Origin of the sequence: Amycolatopsis sp. NPDC059021 (genome assembly GCF_042739895.1) — a bacterium.
In the GTDB taxonomy this organism is placed as follows: domain Bacteria; phylum Actinomycetota; class Actinomycetes; order Mycobacteriales; family Pseudonocardiaceae; genus Amycolatopsis.
In genome coordinates this window covers 13,854-30,766 of sequence record NZ_JBHYIQ010000068.1, presented here as the reverse complement: position 1 = coordinate 30,766, position 16,913 = coordinate 13,854, and the positions used below count along the sequence as shown (strand labels likewise).

16 protein-coding genes and 1 pseudogene are annotated in these 16,913 nt (G+C 69.6%); 13 read left to right on the top strand and 4 right to left on the bottom strand.

The window, feature by feature from the left end; genetic code table 11:
* Window positions 1–395: 395 nt before the first annotated feature.
* The 4 genes and pseudogenes from ACFWX1_RS32285 to rsmD all read right to left on the bottom strand — a co-directional run bounded on the left by ACFWX1_RS32285 (window position 396) and on the right by rsmD (window position 2,864).
* Window positions 396–1,121: a DivIVA domain-containing protein gene (locus ACFWX1_RS32285; RefSeq protein ID WP_378328913.1), complete on the bottom strand. Its 726-nt coding sequence runs from the start codon at window positions 1,119–1,121 to the stop codon at window positions 396–398.
* A 129-nt stretch (window positions 1,122–1,250) separates the two neighbouring features.
* Window positions 1,251–1,664, bottom strand: a pseudogene (locus ACFWX1_RS32280) (ribonuclease domain-containing protein); the annotation flags it as partial.
* A gap of 94 nt (window positions 1,665–1,758) precedes the next feature.
* Window positions 1,759–2,241, bottom strand: a complete 483-nt coding sequence (coaD, locus tag ACFWX1_RS32275; protein WP_378393541.1) for a pantetheine-phosphate adenylyltransferase — start codon at window positions 2,239–2,241, stop codon at window positions 1,759–1,761.
* A gap of 65 nt (window positions 2,242–2,306) precedes the next feature.
* A complete protein-coding gene (gene rsmD, locus ACFWX1_RS32270; RefSeq protein ID WP_378393540.1) occupies window positions 2,307–2,864 on the bottom strand; it encodes a 16S rRNA (guanine(966)-N(2))-methyltransferase RsmD in 558 nt (185 codons plus the stop codon).
* 120 nt (window positions 2,865–2,984) lie between these two features.
* Between rsmD and ACFWX1_RS32265 the strand changes: the two genes are divergently transcribed.
* The 13 genes from ACFWX1_RS32265 to ACFWX1_RS32205 all read left to right on the top strand — a co-directional run bounded on the left by ACFWX1_RS32265 (window position 2,985) and on the right by ACFWX1_RS32205 (window position 16,795).
* Window positions 2,985–5,099: a HelD family protein gene (locus tag ACFWX1_RS32265; protein WP_378393539.1), complete on the top strand. Its 2,115-nt coding sequence runs from the start codon at window positions 2,985–2,987 to the stop codon at window positions 5,097–5,099.
* A gap of 163 nt (window positions 5,100–5,262) precedes the next feature.
* Window positions 5,263–6,258, top strand: a complete 996-nt coding sequence (locus tag ACFWX1_RS32260; RefSeq protein WP_378393538.1) for an LLM class flavin-dependent oxidoreductase — start codon at window positions 5,263–5,265, stop codon at window positions 6,256–6,258.
* Between the two features lie 336 nt (window positions 6,259–6,594).
* A complete protein-coding gene (locus ACFWX1_RS32255) occupies window positions 6,595–7,386 on the top strand; it encodes an MlaE family ABC transporter permease (protein ID WP_378393537.1) in 792 nt (263 codons plus the stop codon).
* Window positions 7,387–7,389: 3 nt separating this feature from the next.
* Window positions 7,390–8,244 (top strand): MlaE family ABC transporter permease, encoded by an 855-nt coding sequence (locus ACFWX1_RS32250; RefSeq protein ID WP_378393536.1) that lies wholly within the window; start codon window positions 7,390–7,392, stop codon window positions 8,242–8,244.
* Window positions 8,241–9,518 (top strand): MCE family protein, encoded by a 1,278-nt coding sequence (locus ACFWX1_RS32245; protein ID WP_378393535.1) that lies wholly within the window; start codon window positions 8,241–8,243, stop codon window positions 9,516–9,518. The genes ACFWX1_RS32250 and ACFWX1_RS32245 overlap by 4 nt, the downstream gene beginning before the upstream one ends.
* On the top strand, window positions 9,515–10,516 hold the full coding sequence (locus ACFWX1_RS32240) for an MCE family protein (protein ID WP_378393534.1): 1,002 nt from the start codon (window positions 9,515–9,517) through the stop codon (window positions 10,514–10,516). The genes ACFWX1_RS32245 and ACFWX1_RS32240 overlap by 4 nt, the downstream gene beginning before the upstream one ends.
* The gene (locus ACFWX1_RS32235) at window positions 10,513–11,505 is read left to right on the top strand and encodes an MCE family protein (RefSeq protein ID WP_378393533.1); all 993 of its coding nucleotides are present in this window, start codon (window positions 10,513–10,515) and stop codon (window positions 11,503–11,505) included. Before ACFWX1_RS32240 ends, ACFWX1_RS32235 begins: the two co-directional genes overlap by 4 nt.
* Window positions 11,502–12,521, top strand: a complete 1,020-nt coding sequence (locus ACFWX1_RS32230) for an MCE family protein (RefSeq protein ID WP_378393532.1) — start codon at window positions 11,502–11,504, stop codon at window positions 12,519–12,521. The genes ACFWX1_RS32235 and ACFWX1_RS32230 overlap by 4 nt, the downstream gene beginning before the upstream one ends.
* Window positions 12,518–13,639 carry an MCE family protein gene (locus tag ACFWX1_RS32225; protein WP_378393531.1) on the top strand — a complete coding sequence of 374 codons (1,122 nt, stop codon included), beginning with the start codon at window positions 12,518–12,520 and terminating at the stop codon, window positions 13,637–13,639. The genes ACFWX1_RS32230 and ACFWX1_RS32225 overlap by 4 nt, the downstream gene beginning before the upstream one ends.
* On the top strand, window positions 13,639–14,826 hold the full coding sequence (locus ACFWX1_RS32220; protein WP_378393530.1) for an MCE family protein: 1,188 nt from the start codon (window positions 13,639–13,641) through the stop codon (window positions 14,824–14,826). Before ACFWX1_RS32225 ends, ACFWX1_RS32220 begins: the two co-directional genes overlap by 1 nt.
* 32 nt (window positions 14,827–14,858) lie before the next feature.
* Window positions 14,859–15,368: a hypothetical protein gene (locus ACFWX1_RS32215; RefSeq protein WP_378393529.1), complete on the top strand. Its 510-nt coding sequence runs from the start codon at window positions 14,859–14,861 to the stop codon at window positions 15,366–15,368.
* Window positions 15,365–15,970: a hypothetical protein gene (locus ACFWX1_RS32210; protein WP_378393528.1), complete on the top strand. Its 606-nt coding sequence runs from the start codon at window positions 15,365–15,367 to the stop codon at window positions 15,968–15,970. The genes ACFWX1_RS32215 and ACFWX1_RS32210 overlap by 4 nt, the downstream gene beginning before the upstream one ends.
* Before the next feature lie 168 nt (window positions 15,971–16,138).
* Complete coding sequence (locus ACFWX1_RS32205) at window positions 16,139–16,795, top strand: hypothetical protein (protein ID WP_378393527.1); 657 nt, start codon at window positions 16,139–16,141, stop codon at window positions 16,793–16,795.
* The last annotated feature ends 118 nt before the right edge of the window (window positions 16,796–16,913 follow it).

Here is a 16,913-nt window from a genome sequence, read left to right as displayed (position 1 = left end):
CGGGGGGGGGGGGGGGGGCTGCCCGGGGGGCCGCCTTGGGCGCGCCCGGCCGGGCCCGGCAGGGCGGGCGGGGTGACCGGGGCGACGGGCGCGTTCGGGACGTTCAACGTCGCGAACGGAGCGTTCGCGACAAAGCCGTGGCGCCCGGCCCGGCCATGCCGGTGTCCCGAACGACGCTTTCGCGACGTTGAACGTCCCGAACGACGCTTTCGGGACATCCCGTGCGCCCCTACCAGACAGCCTAACGGTGGGGACCGACGGATTACGGCGCCCCGGCGCGCGGTGAGAGCCGGATGTGCTGAAGGGCGCCTTCGGTGCGCTAGGCGCGCTGAAGGGCGCTTTCAGTGCGCTGGATGCACTGAAAGCGCCCTTCAGCACATCGTGACCCCGGGGAATCAGACCTGGTAGTCGTACAGGGTCGGGCGGCCGCCGCCGGAGACGTTGGACGGCGTGCGCAGGTGGTTGCGGCCCGAGTCGACCGTCCGCAGGGTCGTGGCCAGCAGCTCGGAGAACTCGGCGAGCTTGCCGTCGACGTAGGCGTCGCATTCGCCGCGCTGCCGGTCGGCCTCGGCGTGGGCCTCGTCCACGATCCGCGCCGACTCCGCGTGCGCGGCCTGCACGACCTCGGTCTGCGCGACGAGCCGGGCCTGCTCGGCGCGGCCGTCCTCGATCGCGCGGTCGTAGGCGTCGCGGCCCGCCTGGATCATCCGCTCCGACTCGGCGCGGGAGCGCTCGGTCAGGTTCTGGAACTCCGCCTGCCCCGCCGCCACCATCCGCTCGGACTCGGCGTGCGCGTCGGCCATCATCTGCTCGGCGCGGGCACGGGCATCGGCGAGGATGCGCTCGGCCTCGGCGGACGCGTCCGCCACGGTGCGCTCCGCCTCGCCGTTGGCGCCGGCGACGGTGTCGGACGCCTCCTTGCGCGCGGCCAGCAGCAGGTCGTCGCGCTTGTCCAGGACGTCCTGCGCGTCGTCGACCTCGGCCGGGAGCGCGTCCCGCACGTCGTCGAGCAGCTCGAGGACATCGCCACGGGGCACGACACAACTTGAGGTCATCGGCACGCCGCGTGCCTCCTCGACGATCGTGACGAGCTCGTCGAGCGCCTCGAATACCCGGTACACGGCAACTCCCTCTGCAGAGCATCCCCGTTCGCTGACCTCAAGTCTGCCCGCTGGCTCGCCTGAACCGGTGAAAGCACGCGGTGCCGGGCGTGTCCTGCGTGCGAGAACACACCCGGCACCGGTCGCTCAGACGTCGATGACCTGGAACGTCTTGTAGTGGTCGCCGGTGTAGAAGTACTCGTGCGCGCCGCTCACGATGCGCCGGGTGCCGCGGTTCGGCGAGCCCGGGGTGATCACGGTGTACTCGTGGTAATAGCTCGACGCGCAGGCCGGGAGGACCTTCTCCTTGTTGGTGAAGACCGAACCGTCCTTGCCCGGATACGGGAACGGGCCGTTGGACTGGATCAGCTTGTAGGTGTCGTCCGCCTCCTTGGGCAGCGAGGCGAGCTTGACGTGCTGGTAGCCGCTGAGGTCACCACACTTGTTCTGCAGTGTGCCGAACGAGGCGGGTGCCGAAGCCGCCTCCGCGGCGGTGACCCCGCCGAACAGCCCGAGCACCAGGGCGAACAGGACAGCGAAGATGCGCGATCGGTTGTTGGTCATTTTCGGACCGTAACCCGATCGTGTGACCAACAGAACATGTCAAGGTGAACTCTCGCGGTTTGCCCGGAGATTCCCTACGAACGTCGTCCGCCGATCAGGGCCGATTCGCGAATTTCTCGGTCAGCCGCTCGAAGACGATGGGCGGGACCAGCGCCTCGACGTCGCCGCCGAGCCCGGCCACCTCCTTGACCAGCGAGCTGGACACGAAGCCATACGCCGGGTTGTTGGCCATCAGCAACGTCTCGAGCCCGGTCAGCTCGCGGTTCATCTGCGCCATCTGCAGCTCGTAGTCGAAGTCGCTGACCGAGCGCAGGCCCTTGGCGACCGCGGCGATGTCGTTGTCGCGGCAGTAGTCCACCAGCAGTCCCTGCCACGAGTCGACCCGCACGTTCGGCAGCTTCGCGGTGATCTCGCGCAGGATGTCCATGCGCTCCTCGACGGAGAACAGGCCCTTCTTGCTCTTGTTCACCCCCACCGCAACGACCACTTCGTCGAACAACAGGGCAGCCCGCTCGATGATGTCGAGGTGCCCGTTGGTGGCCGGGTCGTAGGACCCGGGACAGACCGCACGCCGCATGGCGCGGACGCTATCAAGCCGGACGGCACCGCGCGCGTCTGTGACGACTGCGTCACACCCCGCCCTTACACCGCCGCGAACTCGGCCCAATACAAGGCCGTGTCGCCGTAGCGCTTCGTCCGCGTCGCGGCGTATCCCGGCGGCCAGTCGGGCTCGCCGTCACGAGCGGCCCGCTCGATCACCACGAGCGCGCCGTCACCGACCCAGCCGCCGTCGGCGAGAGAGGCCAGCACGGTGCCGAGCCCGGCGGCGTCGACCGCGTACGGCGGATCGGCCAGCACGACGTCGAACGCCGCGGGCGCCGGAGCGGACACGACCGTCTCGACCTGTCCGGCCCGGACAGTGCCGCCGAGACCCAGCGCGGCGACGTTGCCGCGCAACACGTCCACCGCGCGACGGTCCGCCTCGACGAACAACGCGTCCGCCGCGCCGCGGGAAAGCGCTTCGAGCCCGAGCGCGCCCGAGCCCGCGTAGAGGTCGAGCACGCGGACGCCGTCGAGCTCGCCCGCCACCTCCAGCGCGTTGAACAGGGCTTCCCTGACTCGCTCCGAGGTCGGCCGGGTGCCCTTCGGCGGCACCTTCAGCCGCCTGCCGCCCGCCTTCCCGGCCACGATCCTGGTCACCCTCCCATTGTCGCCCGGACACCGAATGTGGCGTTGGGCAGGACTTGCTGACCCCCCGGAGGTCAACGCGTAGAGTCGTCCTTCGCCCTCGTGAGGCGATCGAGTTGTCAAGGAGCATGCGTGTCCGAACCCCGGATCAGACGGGCAGAGATCGCCAGCGAGCAGGCCCACGTCGACAGGGTGTACACCCGCCTCGCGGAATTGCGGTCCCAGGCCGAGGCGATGCGCTCGAAGGGCTACGAGATCGGGCAGGGCGCCCAGCGCGAGGCGATCTTCGAACAGGCGTCGATGCTGTTCGAGCGCGACATGATGGTCTACCACGCCAACCAGACACTGCAGACGCTCGACGCCGAGTACGAGGGCCTGGTGTTCGGGCGGCTCGACCATCTCGACCGCGAGCACATCTACGTCGGCCGCCTCGGCATCCGCGACGCCGAGTTCGACAACCTTGTCACCGACTGGCGCGCCCCGGCCGCCGCGGCGTTCTACCAGGCCACCGCCGAGGAACCGATGGACGTCGTGCGGCGGCGCGTGATCCGCTGCTCCGGCCAGAACGTGCTCGACGTCGACGACGACGTCCTCATCGCCGACGCCGTCCCCGAGGACATGCCGATCGTCGGCGAAGGCGCGCTCATGGCCGCGCTCGGCCGGTCGCGTGGCGAGAAGATGCGCGACATCGTCGCGACCATCCAGAAGGAACAGGACGAGGTCATCCGCGCGCCGTGGCGCGGTGTCACCGAGATCACCGGCGGCCCCGGCACCGGCAAGACCGCGGTCGCGCTGCACCGCGCGGCGTACCTGCTCTATCGCCACCGCCGTCAGCTCGGCGGCGCCGGCGTGCTGGTGATCGGCCCGTCCGGCGTGTTCACGAGCTACATCTCGCGGGTGCTGCCGTCGATGGGCGAGACGAACGTCGAGCTGCGCGCGCTCGGTGAAGTCCTCGACGGACTCGGAGCGACGCGTCAGGACGCGGCCCCGCTCGCGGCGATCAAGGGATCGCTGCGGATGCGGAAGGTGCTGCTGCGCGGGCTGCGCGACACCCCGCCGGGCGCCCCCACCGAGATGCGCATCGTCTACCGCGGCGAAGTGCTGAAGCTCACGCACCGCGAGCTGGAGAAGGTGCGCCGCAAGGCACACACGCACGGCGCCCCGCCGAACCGGTCGCGGGTGCGCACGGCGGAGCTGCTGCTGGAAGCGCTTGCCACGAAGGCCGAGGAGCACGCGAAGGCCGACGGGCGGCAGATCGACAGGGCGGAGCTGATCACCGACCTCGGCGAGCGCATCGAGTTCCACCGGTTCCTCGTGGAGTGGTGGCCGATCCTCTACCCCGCCCAGATCCTCAAGTGGCTCGGCGACGAGAAACGCCTCGCGGCGGCGGCGAAAGGCATCCTGTCCCGTAACGACATCACGATGCTCGCCGCGGATTTCGCGGACCGCTCACGGGGCTGGTCGGTGGCCGACGTCGCGCTGCTCGACGAGCTGCGTGTCCTCATCGGACCGCCGCCGAAACGGCGCCGCAAGAACCAGCCGGTGATCGAGGTCGAACCGCAGCGCGGCGGCGCGCCCCAGCGTCCCGAGCACTACGACGAGTACTCGCACGTGGTCGTCGACGAATCGCAGGACCTGTCCCCCATGCAGTGGCGGATGGTCGGGCGGCGCGGGAAGTACGCGAGCTGGACGGTCGTCGGCGACCCGGTGCAGAGCTCATGGCCGGACCCGGCCGAGGCGACGCAGGCCCGCGATCAGGCGTTCGGGCTCAAGACCACGCGACGGCGGTTCACGCTGCGGACGAACTACCGGAACTCGGCGGAGATCTTCGAACTCGCGGCACGAGTCGTCGTCGGACACGCGGAGGCGGACGAACTGCCGATCGCCGTGCGGAAGACGGGAATCACGCCGGAGGTCCGCGCCGTCGGGAAGGCCGCCCTCGAAGGGGCCACCCAGGACGCGGTGAAGGAACTGCTCGGCGCCGTCGAGGGCACGGTCGGCGTGATCACCGCGATGGACCGGGTGCCCGAGGTGTCCGGCTGGCTGGCCGGGTACGAGGACGACCGGCTCAAGGTCGTCGGCAGCCTCGACTCGAAGGGCCTGGAGTACGACGCCGTCGTACTCGTCGAGCCCATCGACCTGGTCACCGAGTCGACCACCGGCCGCCGCGTCCTCTACGTCGCCCTCACCCGCGCCACCCAGCACCTCACCGTACTGGCCTCCGACCCGGACTGGCTCCCCGCCTGATCACGCGAGACCTCCGTCTGATCACGCGAGACCTCCCGCCACGCACGTGAGTTCTCCGGGGCGGGACCGGAGACTTCGCGTGCTTGCGGGGAGAACTCGTGTGATTGAGCGGAGATCTCGCGTGTTCGGGAAGAGATCGGGAACGCGGGGCGTTGTCCGGGGCGTGAGTTCCGTATCAGGGGTGCCGCTGTCCGTGCTCGATCTGTCTCCCGTGGTGAGCGGGGGTGACGTCGGCACGGCGCTGCGCAACAGCATCGACCTCGCGAAGGTCGCCGAACGGCTGGGCTTCCGGCGCTACTGGCTCGCCGAGCACCACAACATGCCGGGCATCGCCAGCTCCGCGACCGTGGTGCTGATGAGCCAGGTCGCGACGGCGACCGAGCGCATCCGCGTCGGATCCGGCGGGATCATGCTGCCCAACCACGCCCCGCTGATCGTCGCCGAGCAGTTCGGGACCCTGGAGGCCTTCCACCCCGGCCGGATCGACCTCGGCATCGGCCGCGCGCCCGGCACCGACCAGCGCACCGCGCTCGCTCTGCGCGGCCCCGGCGGCCTGAGCGCCGAGAACTTCCCCCAGCAGCTGGGCGAACTGCTCGCCTACTTCGAGCACTCCGACACCCGCGGCGTCAACGCCGTCACCGCCGAGGGCAACCGGCCCCCGGTCTGGCTGCTCGGGTCGAGCGGGTTCAGCGCCCAGCTCGCCGGGCGCCTCGGCCTGCCCTTCTCGTTCGCGCACCACTTCGCCGCCGAGAACACCATCCCCGCCGTCAAGCTCTACCGCGAGAACTTCCAGCCGTCCGACGTACTCGACAAGCCGTACGTCATGCTCGGCGCGTCCGTCTTCGCCGCCGACACCGACGAGCGGGCGCGGTTCATCGCGGGTCCCAGCGGCCTGACCTTCCTCAGCCTGCGCCGCGGCCGCCCGATCCCGTTGCCGACACCGGAAGAAGCCGCCGAGTATCCGTACACCGAGATCGACCGCGTCTTCATCGAGGACCGGTTCTCCTCCAGCATCATCGGCTCGCCCGAGACCGTCCGAAAAGGACTCGAGCAGTTGCTCGCCGACACCGACGCCGACGAGTTGATGATCACGACCATGACGCACGCGCACGAGGACCGTGTCCGGTCGTACGAGATCGTGGCCGACCTCGCCCGCTGAGGCGTACCCGGACGGACGACTCGCGTACCCAGGCGGACGACTCGCGTACCGGGATGGACGACTCGGGGAATTCGCCGCTTTCTTTTCCGGTAGGGACAACAACCGAATAGGCGTTTATCAGGAACCAACAAGAATTTCGTGGTTACCGGGCCGTGACCACGTGATCAGGCCGAAGTTCTTGTCACCGCACCGCGCGCGAAGTTAGCGTACCGACCAGTAACGAACCGCACGGTAACACCCGGCACGGCAATCACCGGACCATTGCCTCCACCATTCGGAGCAACCGGGAATTGCCGGGCCAGGGTGTATTCGCCGTGCCGCGCGAAAAGAGGTGGCATGGTCGGGCGGACGACGGCGTCCTTTCCCGGTGCGGCCGCGCTCCGGCAGACCGGACGGCTCTACGCGCTGGGCCTCGACGTCGTGCGGCTGACCTTCCGCCGCCCGTTCCAGGCCCGCGAACTGATCCAGCAGTTCTGGTTCATCGCCAGCGTTTCGATCCTCCCGACGGCGCTGGTCTCGATCCCGTTCGGCGCGGTCATCGCGCTGCACATCGGCTCGCTGACCACGCAGATCGGCGCGCAGTCCTTCACCGGCGCGGCCAGCGTCCTCGCGATCATCCAGCAGGCCAGCCCGATCGTGACGGCCCTGCTCATCGCCGGCGCGGGCGGCAGCGCGATGTGCGCCGACCTCGGCTCGCGGACCATCCGCGAGGAGATCGACGCGATGGAGGTCCTCGGCGTCTCGCCGATCCAGCGCCTGATCGTCCCGCGGGTGCTCGCCGCGATGGGCGTCGCGGCGTTCCTCAACGGCATGGTGAGCGTCGTCGGCGTGCTCGGCGGCTACTTCTTCAACGTCATCATGCAGAACGGGACACCGGGCGCGTATCTGGCCAGTTTCTCCGCGCTGGCCCAGCTTCCCGATCTGTGGATCAGCGAAATCAAGGCGGTCGTCTTCGGTTTCGTCGCCGCCGTCGTGGCCTCCTATCGCGGGCTCAACCCGAAAGGCGGGCCGAAAGGCGTCGGCGACGCGGTCAACCAGTCCGTGGTCATCACGTTCCTGCTGCTGTTCGTGCTGAACCTGGTGCTCACCACGGTCTACCTGCAACTCGTCCCGCCGAAGGGGAGCTGAGCGATGGTCACCACCAGCCCGGCCACCCGCGCCGCCCGCGTCCGCGACGCCGTCGACCGCCGGTTCGGCTTCCTCGACACCCTCGGCGACCAGATCCTGTTCTTCCTGCGCGCACTGGCCTGGGTGCCGCGCGCGGTGCGCCGCTATCTCCGGGAAATCGTGCGGCTGCTGGCCGAAGTCAGCTTCGGCTCCGGCGCGCTCGCGGTCATCGGCGGCACGATCGGCGTGATGATCGGGATGACCGTCGCCACCGGCATGGTCGTCGGGATGCAGGGCTATTCGGCGCTCAACCAGGTCGGGACGTCCGCGTTCGCCGGGTTCGTCTCGGCCTACTTCAACACCCGCGAGATCGCCCCGCTGGTTTCCGGGCTCGCGCTGTCGGCGACCGTCGGCTGCGGGTTCACCGCGCAGCTCGGCGCGATGCGGATCTCGGAGGAGATCGACGCGCTGGAGGTCATGGGCATCCCGAGCGTGCCGTATCTGGTGACCACCCGGGTCATCGCCGGTTTCCTCGCGGTGATCCCGCTCTACGCCATCGGGCTGCTCAGCTCGTACATCGCCTCGCGCCAGGTCACGGTATGGCTGTTCGGCCAGTCCGCGGGCACCTACGACCACTACTTCCTGCTGTTCCTGCCACCCGGCGACGTGCTGTGGTCGTTCGGGAAGGTACTGGTGTTCAGCGTCGTCGTCGTGCTGGCGCACTGCTACTACGGGTTCCGCGCCAGCGGCGGGCCCGCCGGTGTCGGCGTCGCGGTCGGCCGAGGGGTCCGCACCGCGATCGTCGCCATCAGCGTGCTCGACTTCTTCCTCAGCCTCGCGATCTGGGGCGCCACAACCACTGTGCAGGTCGCCGGATGAGCAGGCATACGGGGCTGCGCAAGGCCGGGGTCCGGGCCGCCGGGGCGATGTTCCTCGTCGTGATGGTCGGGCTCGCCTGGCTCTCGGTCATGGTCTACGACAAGGACTTCGTGACGTCGGTGCCGGTGACGCTCAAGGCCGACCGCATCGGCAACCAGCTCAAGGCGGGCGGGCAGGTCAAGGCCCGCGGCGTCGTCGTCGGCGAGATCCGCGGGGTCCGCGCGACACCGTCGGGCGCGGAGATCGCCCTCGCGCTGGAACCAGCCAAAGTGGACATGCTGCCCGGCAACGTCTCCGCGTTGCTCGTCCCGAAGACACTCTTCGGCGAGCGTTACGTCCAACTGTCCATTCCGGACGGTCCGAGGACGCCGCACCTGAAGGCGGACGACGTCATCACCCAGGACCGCTCGGCCAACGCGATCGAGCTGGAGCGGGTCTTCGACAACCTCCTTCCGGTGCTCAAAGCCGTGCAGCCGCAGAAACTCGCGACCACGCTCACCGCGGTCGCGACCGCATTGGACGGCCGGGGCGAGCAGCTCGGGAAGACCTTGAGCACCGCGTCGGACTACCTCACCCGCTTCACCCCGAACCTCCCCCGCCTCGACGAGAACATCCGCGATCTCGCGGCCGTGACCACGCTCTACGGCGACATCGCGCCCGATCTGCTCGACGCGCTCACCAGCTCGGCGGTCACGCTCGGCACCGTCAAGGACAAGGGCGCCGACCTCGCCGACGTCTACCAGCGCGTCACCGATTCGTCGGAGGAGATCACCACGTTCCTGAACAACAACAGGAGCAACCTCATCCGGCTGGCCTCCGACAGCAGGGCCCCGCTGGAGATCGGCGCGAAGTACTCCCCCAGCTTCAAATGCACGCTCGACCGGATGGTGGAACTGAAAGGCTGGATGGACACGGTGCTGGGCGCGGGCACGAACCAGCCGGGGCTGCACGCCGACATCACGATCACCGGTTCGCGCGGGAAATACGTGCCGGGCAAGGACGATCCGGCCTACCACGCCGACAGCGGCCCGCGCTGCTATCCCAACGGCGTCCTGCCCGTCGCCGGTACGCCCGCCCTCGCGCCGGGCACCGCGCACGCGCCGCTGGTCCCCGGCGGCGCCGGTGACCTCGGCCTCGCGAACTCCCCGCAGGAGCAAGGATTGCTGACCACCCTCGTCGCGCCGCAGCTCGGTGTGCCGCCGTCGGACGTCCCCGCCTGGGGCAGCGTGCTCGTCGGCCCGCTCTACCGCGGCACGGAGGTGACGCTGCGATGAGGAAGTTCGTCCCCGCCCTGCTCAAGAGCCTCGTCTTCATCCTGATCACCGGGCTGGCCACGGCACTGCTGGCGATCTCCATCACCAACACCGGCGTCGGCGACACGCATCTCTACGGGGCCACGTTCACCGACGCGACCGCGCTGAACGTCGGCGACGACGTCCGCATCTCCGGGGTCCGGGTCGGCCAGGTCGAGAAGCTGGAGATCGCGGACCGGAACCTCGCGCACGTCCGGTTCTCCCTCGACTCCGAACGCACCCTGCCCGCCGACGTCGGCGCGGTGATCAAGTACCGCAACATGGTCGGCCAGCGCTACATCGCGCTAGAGCGTGGCAAGAACGGCACGGGCGAACTCCCGAAGGGCGGCGAGATCCCGATCCAGCGCACCACCGCCGCGCTCGACCTGACCGACCTCTTCAACGGCTTCAAACCGCTGTTCCAGGCCCTTTCGCCGAACGACGTCAACCAGCTCTCCGGCGAGATCGTGCAGGTGCTGCAAGGCGAAGGCGGGACCGTCGAAAGCCTGCTCGCGCACACCGGCTCGCTCACCGGCACGCTCGCCGGGCGGGACAAGGTGATCGGTGAGGTGATCGGCAACCTCAACGCCGTGCTGAACACGGTCAACGGCAAGGGCGACGCGCTGGCGGACCTGATCGCCACGCTGCGCAAGCTGGTCTCCGGGCTGGCCGGGGACCGGGCCGCCATCGGTGCGGCGATCGGCGGGCTGGCCGAGCTCACGGACGCCACCGCGGGCCTGTTCGAGCAGGCCAGGCCGGGCCTGAAGGACAGCATCGGCGGGCTCAACGCGTTGTCCGAGCAGCTGGTGAAGGGAAAGTCCGATGTGGACAAAGCGCTGACCACCCTGCCGGAGAAGTACACCGCGCTCGGCAGGACGGCCTCGTACGCCTCGTGGGTGAACTTCTACCTGTGCAGCGCGACCCTGCTGACCGATCCCCCGCGCGGGGTGAGCCAGACGGCTGCGAGGTGCGGATCGTGAAGTCGTTCAGGGAACGCAATCCGCTCACCATCGGCGTGCTCGGCAGCCTCGGCCTCGCGGCGGTGCTGACGGTGACGCTGAACTGGGACAACCTGCCGGTCGTCGGCGGGGGCACCACCTACGCCGCCGAGTTCTCCGAGGCCGCCGGACTGCAGCCCGACGACGAGGTCCGCGTCGCGGGGATCAAGGTCGGCGAGGTCACCGGCGTCGCGCTCGCCGACGACCACGTGAACGTGACGTTCCGGGTCAAGGGGGCCTGGGTCGGCGACCGCACCTCGGCCGAGATCAAGATCAAGACGTTGCTGGGCCGCAAGTTCCTCGCCCTGCACCCGACCGGCGCCGGGGTGCAGGACCCGGATCGGCCGATCGGGCGGGACCGCACGGTCACGCCGTTCGACGTCACCGACGCGTTCAACGGGCTCGCCGACACGGTCGGCCAGATCGACACGAAACAGCTCGCGGACAGCTTCGGCTCGATCAGTGACACCTTCCGCAACTCGCCGGAGCACATCCGCACCGCGCTCGACGGGCTGACCGCGCTGTCGAAGACGGTTTCCTCGCGGGACAACCAGATCGCCGAGCTGCTGGCCAACGCGCGCCGGCTGACCACGACACTGGCGAACTCCAACGACGACTTCGAGGCACTGGTCAAGGACGGGAACCTGCTCCTGACCGAGCTCAACAGCCGCCGCGACGCCATCCACGAACTGCTCACCGGGGCACAGCGGCTCGCCGGCGAGCTGTCCGGGTTCGTCAAGGACAACAAGGATCAGCTCGGCCCGGCGCTGAGCCAGCTCGGCCAGGTCACCGACCTGCTCCAGAAGCAGAACGACAACCTTTCGAAGAGCCTCGAACTGGCGGGCCCGTACTTCCGGGTCGTCAACAACGCCGCGGGCAACGGGCGCTGGGTCGACGGCTACCTGTGCGGGCTCATCCCGGAGAACCGCGATCCGTGCGATCCGAACAAGGTGATCGGGGGCGGCCGATGACCACGACCAGGATGGGGGTGCGGCTCAACCGGTTCATCCTGTTCGCCGTGCTGCTCGCGCTCGTCGTCGTGGCCGGGCTGTGGTGGCTCTTCTCCGGCAACGGGAACCATCACGTCACGGCGTACTTCTCCCGTGCCGTCGGCGTCTACGCCGGTTCGGACGTCCGGGTGCTCGGCGTGCGGATCGGCCAGGTCGACTCGGTGATCCCGCGCGGCGAGCAGGTCGAGGTCGGCATGACCGTCGACGGCTCGGTGGGGATCGCGGCCGACACGACGGTGCTCGTCATCGCGCCCAGTGTCGTCGCCGACCGGTACGTGCAGTTCGCGAAGCTCGCGCGCGGCGGGCCCCGGCTGGCGGACAACGCCGTCATCAGCAGGAACCGCACCGGGACCCCGGTGGAACTCGACCAGCTCTACGGGAGCCTCGACACTCTCGCCAAGGCGCTCGGGCCCAAGGGGGCGAACTCCGGCGGCGCGCTCTCGGATCTGCTGCACACCGGCGCGCGGAACCTGGGCGGCAACGGCAAGTCGTTCAACGAGTCCGTGCGCAACTTCGCGGAACTGGCCCGCACGCTGGCCGGGAATTCGAGCGATCTGTTCGGCACGGTCGACGAACTGCAGAAGTTCACCACCATGCTCGCCACCAACGACCGGCAGGTCTCCGACGTCAACCGCCAGCTCGCGCAGATCTCGGACACCCTGGCGAAGAACAAGGGCGAGCTGACCGGCGCGCTCAAGGGGCTCGGCGGCGCGCTCGGCGACATCCAGGCGTTCATCAGGGACAACCGGGCGCAGATCAAGTCCAACGTGGACAAGCTGGCGGTGACGACGAAGACGCTGGTGGACAAGCGCGCGTCGCTGGCCGAACTCCTCGACACCGCGCCGCTGGCGGCGAGCAACGTGATCAACGCCGTCGACCCGGCCACCGGGACCCTGCAGGGCCGCGGCTATCTGAACGAGTACTTCGGGCTGCCGGTCACCGGCCCCGTCTACAGTGGACAGGCGGGCGGGCGATGACCGGGACACGGCGGATCCGGCGGGTACTGACCACGATGGCCGTGTGCTGCCTGGTGGCCACGGGCTGCTCTTCCGGGGAGTTCAAGGGCGTCTACGACCTCCCGCTGCCGGGCGGCGCCGACCTCGGGCCGCATCCGTACCGCGTGACCGTGCAGTTCGCCGACGTGCTCGACCTGGTCCCGCAGGCCGCGGTCAAGGTGGGCGACGTCCCGGTCGGGCGGGTCGAATCGATCAGGCTGGGCAAGGACGGCTGGACGGCCGAAACGGTGGTGGCGGTCAACGGCGACGTCGTGCTGCCCGCGAACGCGATCGCGCGGCTGCGGCAGTCGAGCCTGCTCGGCGAGAAGTTCGTCGAACTCGCGGCGGCCGACGGAGCGGGCGGTGGCGCCGCGGCGGGCAGGCCGTCCGAGCGGCTCGCCGACGGCGCCACGATCACCGCGGACCGGACCAACCGCAATCCCGAGTTCGAGGAGATCTTCGGCGCGTTGTCCCTGCTGCTCAACGGCGGCGGGATCGGGCAGCTGCAGACGATCAACCGCGAGCTGTCGAAGGTGATGACCGGCAACGAGACGCAGATCCGGGACTTCCTGTCCGGAGTGGACAAGCTTATGTCCAATTTGGACGCCCACCGGTCCGACATCACCGCGGCCATCGACGGGCTGAACCGGCTTTCGGCGACGCTGGCCAACCGGGACAAGCAGGTCGCGGGCGCGCTCACCGACCTCACCCCCGGCCTGAAGACGCTGTCGGACCAGCGCGCCCAGCTGGTCACGATGCTCCAGTCGCTCGACCGGCTTTCCGGGGTGGCCACCGACGTGATCCACCGGAGCCGCGACGATCTCGTCGCGGACCTGCGGGCACTCGCCCCCATCCTGCGGAGCCTGGCCGCCGCCGAGGAGAACCTGCCGAAGTCGCTGGAGATCCTGCCGACCTTCCCGTTCACCGATCGCGTGCTCGGCGCGGTCAAGGGCGACTACCTCAACGTGTACGCCGCCTTGCTGCCCGCGCCGGGCGTCCCCCTTCCGGCGCCGGGTGAGGGCGTCCCGCCCGGCCTGCCGACGTTCCCCCTGCCGACGACGTCCCCGGCACCGCCCACGACCGGGACGGGAGGCCGCTGATGCTCACCACCCGGGCCCGGATCCAGGTCCTCGCGTTCGTGATCATCGCGCTCGCCACGACGGCGTTCGTCGGCGCGAACTACGCCGGTCTCGGCAGGCTGTTCGGCGGGGGCGGGTACACCGTGCGGCTGCAACTGGCCGAGGGCGGCGGGCTGTTCACCAACGGCGAGGTGACCTACCGCGGTGTCGCCGTCGGCCGTGTCGGCGAGTTGCGGCTCACCACCGCCGGGATGGAGGCCGAGCTGCTCATCGACTCCTCGGCACCGCCGATCCCGGCGAATTCCCGTGCGGTGGTGGCGAACCGGTCGGCCGTCGGCGAGCAGTACGTCGACCTCCAGCCGCGCACCGGGGACAAGCCCTACCTCACCGACGGGGCGACGATCCCGCGCGAGGAGGCCTCCGTGCCGCTCCCGGTGCCGAACCTGCTGTCCGATTTGGACTCCCTGACCGCGTCCGTGCCGACCCAGGATCTGCGCACGGTCGTCGACGAACTCGACAAGGCGCTCCAAGGCGCCGGGCCCGACCTGCGGCTGCTGACCGACACCGCGATGTCGTTCACCCAGTCCGCCGCCCAGCACCTGCCGGAAACGACCCAGCTGATCGACGACGGCGCGACCGTGCTGCGCACGCAGCTGGACTCCTCGCAGGCGTGGCGTCAGTTCAGCGCGAACGCCAAGGAGTTCGCCGGGCAGCTGGCAGGCGCCGACGGCGACCTGCGCCGGCTGATCGCGTCGGCTCCCCCGGCCGCCACCGAACTCGGCAAGCTGATCAAGGAGACCAACCCGGGCCTGCCGATCCTGCTGGCGAACCTGCTCACCACCGCGCAGGTCTTCGACGCGCGGACCGAAGGACTGCGTGAGCTGCTGGTCAACGTCCCGAAGGCGGTCGCGGCGACGTCGATGGCGATCACCAAGGACGGCGGGCGGCTCTCGCTGGCACTGACCTTCAACGACCCGCCGCCGTGCAAACAGGGTTACGAAGGCACGACGCGCCGCCCCAGTACCGATCTCTCCCCCATGCCGTTCAACACCGCCGCCGCGTGCACCCTGCCGCACGGGGACCCGAGTTCGGTGCGGGGTGCACAGAACGCGCCGCACGCCGGTGTCCCGCCCGCCGCCGTGCCCGGCGTGCTGGGCGAGCTGCCGACCGCCAAGGACCTCCCGGAGATGCTATGGCTACGGAACTAGTGCGCAGGAAAGCCCAGCGGACACTGACAGCGGTGAGGACACGGCCGCTGCTCGCGATCGCCGTGGCGCTGGTGGCCGGGACCGCGGTGTTCGCGGGTTGGTCGGGATACTCGTGGTTCACCGCGGCGAACGATCCCGCCGTGTCGTACGGCGGCACCCGGGACGAGGTGCTGCGGACCGGCCGCGAACTCGTCGCCGTCCTGAACACCCTCGACTATCACCGGATCGACGAGGATCTGGCCCGCTGGCGGGATTCCTCGACCGGTCCGCTGCACGAGCAGCTCTCGCGGACCGACGAGGCGACGAAGAAGACGCTCGCGCAGAACGCCGCGGTGTCGGCCGGCAAGGTGCTCGACGCCGCGGTGAGCGAACTGGACACGCACGCTGGCACGGCGAAGATGCTGGTGTCGGTGGAGATCAGCGTGACGAAGGCCGGGGCCGCCCCGGCGGCCAAACGCAACCGGTTCGCGGCCGCGCTGGCCAGGACCGAAGCGGGCTGGAAACTCAGCGCGCTCGACCAGCTTCCGGTGGGGGCCCGATGAGCACCGAAACCGTCCCTGCCGCGGACGAGGTCCCGGAGGAAATCCGCGAAGAACTTCCCGCCGAGGAGACCGCCCCCGAAACCGCGGAGCTGTCCCGGAAGCGGCTCCGGCTGCCGGTGCTCCTGCTGGCCGTCGCGGTGCTGCTGGCGGGCGCGGGCGTGTGGTTCACCGTCGAGGCCCGCGCGCGGACCTCGAGCGCGGCGTCGGCCAACCACGCGCTGACCGACGTCGGCGCGACCGCGGACGTCACCTCGGTGGTGACCCTCGCGCTGAACAAGATCTTCTCCTACTCCTACGACAAGACCGACGTCACCGAAAAGGCGGCCGCCGCGGTGCTGCGCGGCCGCGCCCGCGATTCCTACGACAAGCTGTTCGCCCAGGTCAGGGAAAAGGCACCGCAGCAGAAACTGATCCTCACCTCGCGGGTTTCCTCCGCCGCGGTGCAATCTCTGGAAAACGACCGTGCCACGCTGCTCGTCTTTCTCGATCAATCCGCCGTCCGCGCCGACAACAACGCGGCGGATTCGGCGGCGGCCCAGCTTTCGGTGACCGCGGAACGGTCCGGCGGAACCTGGGTCGTCACCGATCTTTCCCCGCGCTGAAGACCATTTACCAATCCGACCGAAAGTAGGCGGATGCGGACAGCAGCCGATCTGCTTGTAGACACCCGTTTCCGCCGTAGCTGCCGTCGGATTGGTAAACGAACGACACAGTCCTGCCGGTTCCGTTCCGAACCCGGCCCGGTGAAGGAAACCGTAAGGAGAACAGGTATGTCCGCTGTTGCACGTACCAGAAGAACCGGTCCGCGCAGGCTCGCCGTCCTCACCGCCGCGACAGCGCTGGGCCTTTCCACGATCGCCGTCGCCCCCGCGTCGGCCGACGAAGTCGAGTTCCCGGTCTCCTACCAGGTGAGCGGCAGCACGACGGTCAAGAAGACCGGCAGCACCATGCGGCTCGGTCCCGGTTCGCTCGACGGCGCGCTGATCGTGAACACCGACACCAACGCCGTCTCGCTCAAGGCGAACCTGAAACTGCCCGACGCGCAGGCCGACATCTCCCTGCTGGCCGGGCTGTTCCGGGTGAAGGCCAAGGTCAGGATCACGCCGACGGGCCCGGTCACCGGCACCCTCGCCGACGGCACGCTGACCACGCACGCCACGGCGAACATGGAGATCAGCAACATCTGGGCCGGGCCGATCGTGCCGATCTTCCCGCTGCCCACGGTGCCCGGCAGCTGCAAGACGGTCAAACCGATCGAGATGAACCTGACCGCGAAGAACGTGGACATCTTCAACCCGCCCATCAAGGTGAGCGGCAGCTACACGATCCCCGAGTTCACCAACTGCTTCATCGCCGACGTCGCGCTGGGCGCGATGGTGTCCGGCCCGGACAACGCCCTGACACTGGAGATGAACGCCGCGAGCTGAAATCCGCCGGGGGGGGGGGGGGGGGGGGCGCGCCCCCCCCCCCCCCCCCCCCCCGCCCGCCCCCCCCCCGCGGGGGGGGGGGCGCGCCGCGGGCTGGGAGGGGGGGCGCGCCCCACAC

Excerpts from the sequence above, each read along its gene's own strand:
- coaD (WP_378393541.1), bottom strand. The coding sequence starts at position 2,241 with ATGCGGCGTGCGGTCTGTCCCGGGTCCTACGACCCGGCCACCAACGGG.
- ACFWX1_RS32255 (WP_378393537.1), top strand. The coding sequence starts at position 6,595 with ATGGTCGGGCGGACGACGGCGTCCTTTCCCGGTGCGGCCGCGCTCCGG.
- ACFWX1_RS32250 (WP_378393536.1), top strand. The coding sequence starts at position 7,390 with ATGGTCACCACCAGCCCGGCCACCCGCGCCGCCCGCGTCCGCGACGCC.
- ACFWX1_RS32245 (WP_378393535.1), top strand. The coding sequence starts at position 8,241 with ATGAGCAGGCATACGGGGCTGCGCAAGGCCGGGGTCCGGGCCGCCGGG.
- ACFWX1_RS32240 (WP_378393534.1), top strand. The coding sequence starts at position 9,515 with ATGAGGAAGTTCGTCCCCGCCCTGCTCAAGAGCCTCGTCTTCATCCTG.
- ACFWX1_RS32230 (WP_378393532.1), top strand. The coding sequence starts at position 11,502 with ATGACCACGACCAGGATGGGGGTGCGGCTCAACCGGTTCATCCTGTTC.
- ACFWX1_RS32225 (WP_378393531.1), top strand. The coding sequence starts at position 12,518 with ATGACCGGGACACGGCGGATCCGGCGGGTACTGACCACGATGGCCGTG.
- ACFWX1_RS32220 (WP_378393530.1), top strand. The coding sequence starts at position 13,639 with ATGCTCACCACCCGGGCCCGGATCCAGGTCCTCGCGTTCGTGATCATC.
- ACFWX1_RS32210 (WP_378393528.1), top strand. The coding sequence starts at position 15,365 with ATGAGCACCGAAACCGTCCCTGCCGCGGACGAGGTCCCGGAGGAAATC.
- ACFWX1_RS32205 (WP_378393527.1), top strand. The coding sequence starts at position 16,139 with ATGTCCGCTGTTGCACGTACCAGAAGAACCGGTCCGCGCAGGCTCGCC.